General features: G+C 37.4%; 7 protein-coding genes. 3 read left to right on the forward strand and 4 right to left on the reverse strand.

Features of this window, described 5'->3' with window-relative positions; genetic code table 11:
- Positions 1-36: 36 nt before the first annotated feature.
- On the reverse strand, positions 37-618 hold the full coding sequence (rpoE, locus tag EOK74_RS15955) for an RNA polymerase sigma factor RpoE (RefSeq protein WP_133471028.1): 582 nt from the start codon (positions 616-618) through the stop codon (positions 37-39).
- Positions 619-855: 237 nt separating this feature from the next.
- Here rpoE and nadB point away from each other — a divergent pair, with 237 nt between their 5' ends.
- Positions 856-2,454, forward strand: coding sequence for an L-aspartate oxidase (gene nadB / locus EOK74_RS15960; protein WP_133471029.1), 1,599 nt, complete (start codon positions 856-858; stop codon positions 2,452-2,454).
- 28 nt (positions 2,455-2,482) lie between these two features.
- On the opposite strand, the gene EOK74_RS15965 is transcribed toward nadB, so the two are convergent.
- The 3 genes from EOK74_RS15965 to EOK74_RS15975 are packed head-to-tail and all read right to left on the reverse strand — an operon-like array spanning position 2,483 to position 4,085.
- A complete protein-coding gene (locus EOK74_RS15965; protein ID WP_133471030.1) occupies positions 2,483-3,397 on the reverse strand; it encodes a MaoC/PaaZ C-terminal domain-containing protein in 915 nt (304 codons plus the stop codon).
- 3 nt (positions 3,398-3,400) lie between these two features.
- A complete protein-coding gene (locus EOK74_RS15970; RefSeq protein ID WP_133471031.1) occupies positions 3,401-3,793 on the reverse strand; it encodes a protein YgfX in 393 nt (130 codons plus the stop codon).
- 40 nt (positions 3,794-3,833) lie between these two features.
- Entirely contained in the window at positions 3,834-4,085 is a 252-nt protein-coding gene (locus tag EOK74_RS15975; RefSeq protein ID WP_133471032.1) for an FAD assembly factor SdhE, read from the reverse strand.
- A 163-nt stretch (positions 4,086-4,248) separates the two neighbouring features.
- On the opposite strand from EOK74_RS15975, the gene ygfZ reads away from it, so the two are divergent.
- Together ygfZ and EOK74_RS15985 are read left to right on the forward strand one after the other, a co-directional pair.
- Positions 4,249-5,187: a tRNA-modifying protein YgfZ gene (ygfZ, locus tag EOK74_RS15980; protein WP_133471033.1), complete on the forward strand. Its 939-nt coding sequence runs from the start codon at positions 4,249-4,251 to the stop codon at positions 5,185-5,187.
- Between the two features lie 39 nt (positions 5,188-5,226).
- Positions 5,227-5,712: an FKBP-type peptidyl-prolyl cis-trans isomerase gene (locus tag EOK74_RS15985; RefSeq protein ID WP_133471034.1), complete on the forward strand. Its 486-nt coding sequence runs from the start codon at positions 5,227-5,229 to the stop codon at positions 5,710-5,712.
- Positions 5,713-6,106: the final 394 nt, after the last annotated feature.

Consider the following 6,106-nt stretch of genomic DNA (forward strand, 5'->3'; position numbering starts at 1 on the left):
TGCTAAATTTCTTAAAAATAATTTATCTAAATTTATTCAATCATTCATCAACAATGGCTGAATCACTTTATCTAATGCTTCTCTAGCTCTAAAAATTCTAGACCTAACAGTTCCTACAGGACAATCCATTACGTTAGCTATATCTTCGTAACTTAGCCCCTCTAATTCACGTAGACTAATAGCCATACGTAAGTCTTCAGGAAGCTTGTCCATCGCTTCAAATAATAATTTAGACATTTGATCTGACATCAAATTCTTTTCAGGAGAATTATTCTCCTTTAATGCGTCACTCCCGTCATAAAAATCAGCTTCTTCTGCATCAACATCATTTGCAGGAGGCTTTCTTCCTTGTGAAACCAAATAGTTTTTAGCACTATTAACCGCTATTCGATATAACCATGTATAAAATGCGCTGTCGCCCCTAAAATTTGGCAAAGCTCTGTAAGCCTTAATAAAAGCCTCTTGAGCAACATCAGCTACATCACCAGAATTTTTTACGTATCGAGAAACTAAATATGCAACCTTATGTTGATATTTATTTACCAACAAACCAAATGCATTTTTGTCGCCTCTCTGTACTCTTTCAACAATTTGTTGATCTGTTATTTGCTCGCTCATTCGAGCCCTTACTCCTAACGAAAATATACCACGGCTCATGCAAGCACTAATATTGACTCTAGATAATTTAAAAAGTTCTCAATGCACTAACTTTTTTCTAAAATAAATAAAATATATCAAACAATTATCTAGCTAACCTATCTATGATAACTAACATGAATACGAAAAACGTTGTAATTTACAGCCTGTAAATTAGTATTGCCACCCTTATATACGATTTACTCTTTAGTGTACCTTATGCATTCTACCATTGAACACCAATGTGACGTACTTATTATAGGCAGCGGCGCTGCTGGCTTAAGCCATGCTTTAAAACTAGCAGACACTTGCCAAGTAATTGTGTTGAGTAAAAGCGATATTGCAGAAGGCTCCACTAAATATGCTCAAGGGGGAATAGCTGCGGTTTTCGATAAAAATGACTCAGTAGAATCCCATGTGGAAGACACTCTATTAGCGGGAGCTGGGTTATGTGATAAATCTGCGGTTCAATTTACCGCCTCTCAAGCTAGGTTATGTATGGAGTGGCTGATTAAGTTTGGTATGCCCTTTGACCAAGAAAAAAGCACTAATGGTGAAACTCGCTTTCATTTAACTAGAGAAGGCGGCCATAGTCATAGGCGCATATTACACGCAGCTGATGCAACGGGCGAAGCCGTCCAAACAACATTAATCGAAGCAGTTAAACAACATCCAAACATTCATTTATTTCAACGATATAACGCAATTGACTTAATTAAAAGTAAACATACTGAGAAGCACTTATTAGGTGCTTATGTATGGAATAGAAAAAATGAAGTCGTTGAGGTAATCCGTAGTAAGTTTATAACCTTGGCTACTGGTGGGGCCAGCAAAGTATATCAATACACTTCAAACCCAGATGTAGCCAGCGGAGACGGAATTGCAATGGCTTGGCGGGCTGGATGTCGGGTTGCAAATATGGAGTTTAATCAATTCCACCCTACTTGCTTGTATCACCCAGAAGCTAGAAATTTTTTAATAACAGAAGCACTGAGAGGCGAAGGTGCTAAACTCTGCCACCCTAACGGCGAACCTTTCATGCATAAATTCGATGAGCGTGGTGATTTAGCCCCAAGGGATATAGTAGCTAGAGCAATAGATTTTGAAATGAAGCGTTTAGGTGCCGATTGTATGTACCTAGATATTAGCCATAAACCAAGTAATTTTATCGTAAAACATTTTCCGAATATTTATAGAAAATGTCGTTCACTGGGTATAGATATTACTAGAGATCCTATACCTGTAGTTCCCGCTGCACATTACAGTTGCGGCGGAGTAGTAACTGATGAACATGCAAAAACGGATATAGATAATTTATTTGCCATTGGAGAAGTGGCCTATACTGGGTTACATGGGGCAAATCGCATGGCAAGTAACTCATTACTAGAGTGTATTGTTTACGCCCACTCATCTGCTGAATTAATTAGCGCTAGACTAGATAATGAACCCTCAAAAGAAAAAATTAGCCCTTGGGATGAAAGCCAAGTTAGTAACTCAGACGAAGAAGTTATTATTCAACACAACTGGCATGAGTTACGTTTATTTATGTGGGACTACGTTGGCATTGTACGAACGACAAAAAGGCTGGAGCGCGCCAAACACCGCATCAAATTGTTAAAACAAGAAGTTAATGAGTATTACTCTAACTTCAAAGTAAGTAATAATTTACTAGAACTTAGAAACTTACTGACAGTAGCCGAACTCATTGTAAAATGTGCGCAACAAAGAAAAGAAAGTAGAGGGCTGCATTATAATTTGGATTTTCCAAATCAACTTAAAAACCCAGAACCTACCATCCTAAAAAATAAGCGTTTATAGCTAGCTTCAAAGTAAATTTAACTTTGGCTTAGAGTACTTTTAATACACCAAATAAGTGACAATTTAAATTTTGACTTTCAATAGAAAATTGCAGTTTACTATCCAATTGAGCATCACTTTTTTTAACAAATAGATTAATATTATTTGGTAGGTAAAGTGGCCTTTTGAAACTTACCTCAACAGAAAACGACTTTTCAAATAAACTTGGATGCCTCAACTGTAGAGTCGATATGCACCAAGACTTGCTCCACATACCATGTGCAATTTGTACTTTTAAACCAAATAATTTTGCTAGCCATTTATTTAAATGTATTGGGTTATAATCTCCTGAGCATCGAGCAAATTGTCTCCCAATATTTGACTCGAGTTGGAAAGCTCCATAGTTAGATCCACCTGAGCTACTTGGCGTGTAATTCTTATTCTTCTTATTATTTGGAGTGTCTATAGCTTTTGTATTCGTATACAAATTTGTACTGAGGCTCTCCCATACTAACTCATTACTACTATAAACCCTTACTTCAATTGAGAACTCCCAACCTTTAGGGTGAGGCTTTAAGTCTGCAAAATTACACCTGAACTGTAAACTCTCATTTATTGTAATTGGTCTGTATTGAGTGATTTTATTTCCAATATGTATCAATCCAAATAAGGGGAATGGAAAGTTAGGCAATAACAGTAAAGTCAGATGTAATGGAAAAGCAATGGTGTGTATAAAGCACGGATGTATTAATGCGGTTTTAGAGTGCCACTTAGTTACCTGATGAAAAGCATAGCATTTATCAGTGTTGACCCTTATTCCATCAATTACATATTCTAGTCTTGGCAAAGAATTAGTTATCTCAATCTTCTTACCCTTTTTGAAAAAACTAAATGGAAGTCTTGCTAACAAGAACTTTAAACTGGGGAAACTAGATAACTCTACAGTTGACTGAATTTGAAGCATGTTTTAGATACTCCGAGTCGCGTTTTGTTGTTGAAAAATGATAACTCGGCAAAGTCTTCTGAAAGATTGCTCGTTTACTTGGTCTTTATATATAAGACGCCACTGAGATTTTTGGGGAGTTAATGGGGATACTATGTTTATAAATAAAACCAGTCTAGTCGCTCTAGAGTGCAAGCTCACTTGCCAACTAACTTGCTCACCGCTAACTGTTTCTAACCATTTCCCATCTTGTGAGAAAACAATTACAGACTGAGGAAACTTGCCTTGTTTAATTATTGATCTATAGCCAAATATAAGCACCACAAATAAAAACAAAACTTGTACTAATAGCTGATGACTAAAAATATTTGATTGCCATGTAAAAATAGAAGCAATGATGACTAGGTAGGTCACCATTGATACCACTATTTTATACTTGGAAGGTTTTAAATCAATCCTATACTTTGACACGACTCAAAATATGCTCAATCATGCTACTAACGTCTTTATCGTTGCAAGGTTGATGCCCCATAAACCAAGCATATAAGTCGGGATCATCAAAAGTCAATAACCGCTCAAATAACTCTTGCTTTTCCTCTGACAACTCTAGAAACCCAGATTCAGCAAAAGGCATGAAAAGAACATCTAACTCTAACATTCCTCTTCGACAGGCCCACTTAAGTCGACCATAACGCTGCTTATCAAACATCTACACCCTCACACCAAACCGGTTAATAAATTGGGTCATTAAAAATGACTTTAAGTATTACCTAATAATAGCAGTAAACTAACTTTCTTTTCAGATCTTTCCTTGGGAAATCAAACAGCCCCCCCATATTACTTTTTATTATGATAATTAAAGAGAGTTACCTATGTCAGTTACTGATTCTGATCACCAAAATACAAGTTACGTTTGTGCGTTAAACAACAAAGGAATCATTCAGCTACAAGGTGAAGAACGCGTTAAGTATTTACAAGGCCAAGTTACTGCTGATATTGAATCCCTCACTAAGACTAAATCTTTATTGAGCTGCCATTGTGACTTCAAAGGAAAGGTTTGGAGCGTTTCTTATGTTCTATCATGGGAAGACTCGTTACTCCTTGTAACCCATAAAACTGCGTTAACTAATTCTCTAGCTGAATTAAAGAAGTATGGTGTATTTGCTAAGGTTGACATTAATGATGATACAGATAACTGGCAAGTGCTCGGTGGAAAAGGTATTGAATTCGAAGAATATATTATTGAACAGTTCGGTAGCTTGCCCAAAGGACATCAATCCACAATATCTAACGAATGTGGTGTAGTCATATCAATCGAAACTCCTTCACCACGCTATTTAGTGGTTCAGCAAAAATCAACTTTACCAAATATCACTTTCCAATCTGAAGATAATGATTGGGAATTGGACGATATAAACTCGGGGCTTGCTGAAATAAGAGAAGCAACTAGTAACGAATATGTACCACAAATGCTTAATCTACAGGCGTTAGATGCTATTAACTTCGAAAAGGGCTGCTATATGGGGCAAGAGGTCGTTGCTCGTACAAAATACCTTGGACGTAATAAACGAGCCAGTTTCATACTTTCAGCACGTTTAACCACAGAAGACCTCACAGGTCATTCATTAGAGTACCAAGTTGGGGAAAATTGGCGCCCAGGAGGTAAAATATTGCGAAGTGTATCTAGTAATAATCACACTACTATATTAGCCGTGCTCCCTATAGACACTGATATTTCTTCTGCGTTTAGGTTAAAATCGAACCCTGATGCTATATTTATCACTAAAACATTACCTTATACTATCCAATAAATAATACTAACTGCCAACGCTTACACATACAGGAAAAATATGCTCATAAGTAATAATACAGTCGTCACTATGAATTTTGTTGTTTCTTCAGCAGATGGAACCCAAATAGATTCATCTAAAGAAAGTGAGCCTATGATTTTTCTTCAAGGAAGTCACTTCCTGATTCAAGGGTTAGAAGATGAACTGGAAGGTAAAACAGTAGGCGACAAATTTATTATTGATATCGAGCCTAGTTTAGCTTACGGCGAACGCCATGATGAGCTAGTCCAAGCAGTGCCCAAATCAATGTTCGAAGATATGGATGTTGAACCAGGTATGACTTTTAGAGCGACCACTGACGATGGTGAACAATCAGTCATGATAATAGATATAACTGATGACGAGGTAATAGTAGATGGTAACCATCCTTTATCAGGCCTTACGTTAACTTTTGATGTTGAAATATTAGCAGTAAGAGAAGCAACTGAAGAAGAAATAACTCACGGCCACCCTCACACTGAAGAAGGTTGTGGTCACACCCACTAAAATTTTTTGACAATCAAAGAAGGCGCTAATTACAGCGCCTTTTTTTGTTTCTCTTTCGACCATAAACCTAAATTGATAGAACTAGTATGAAGCAATTTCTTTAAATAGAGGGCTGGCCTTCCAGCAGTGTGCGGGGCACCCCGTGTGACCTATATGGATGGTGGAAGTGCAGAAAAATGTCTGGAACATTTTCTGCCTACTCTCGCAGGAGGGAAAAATGGTCTTTTTAGGAACACAGTTCCACTCCATTTTTCAACGAGTCAAGGATGGCGAGTTTGGGTGAGCTTCATCAGGGATGTGCACACTCCGACTTTGAAGTATTCAATCCCCTTAAACGCAAAAAGCCACCTCATTGAGGTGGCTTAGTACTTAAATAGGAGTCTGCGGGGCTGGC

Source organism: Paraglaciecola marina (assembly GCF_004360155.1).
Lineage (GTDB): Bacteria > Pseudomonadota > Gammaproteobacteria > Enterobacterales > Alteromonadaceae > Paraglaciecola > Paraglaciecola marina.

Coding starts and splice junctions, on each gene's coding strand:
- EOK74_RS15975 (WP_133471032.1), bottom strand. CDS start 4,085: ATGTTTGATAAGCAGCGTTATGGTCGACTTAAGTGGGCCTGTCGAAGA.
- rpoE (WP_133471028.1), bottom strand. CDS start 618: ATGAGCGAGCAAATAACAGATCAACAAATTGTTGAAAGAGTACAGAGA.
- EOK74_RS15965 (WP_133471030.1), bottom strand. CDS start 3,397: ATGCTTCAAATTCAGTCAACTGTAGAGTTATCTAGTTTCCCCAGTTTA.
- EOK74_RS15985 (WP_133471034.1), top strand. CDS start 5,227: ATGCTCATAAGTAATAATACAGTCGTCACTATGAATTTTGTTGTTTCT.
- EOK74_RS15970 (WP_133471031.1), bottom strand. CDS start 3,793: ATGGTGACCTACCTAGTCATCATTGCTTCTATTTTTACATGGCAATCA.
- ygfZ (WP_133471033.1), top strand. CDS start 4,249: ATGTCAGTTACTGATTCTGATCACCAAAATACAAGTTACGTTTGTGCG.
- nadB (WP_133471029.1), top strand. CDS start 856: ATGCATTCTACCATTGAACACCAATGTGACGTACTTATTATAGGCAGC.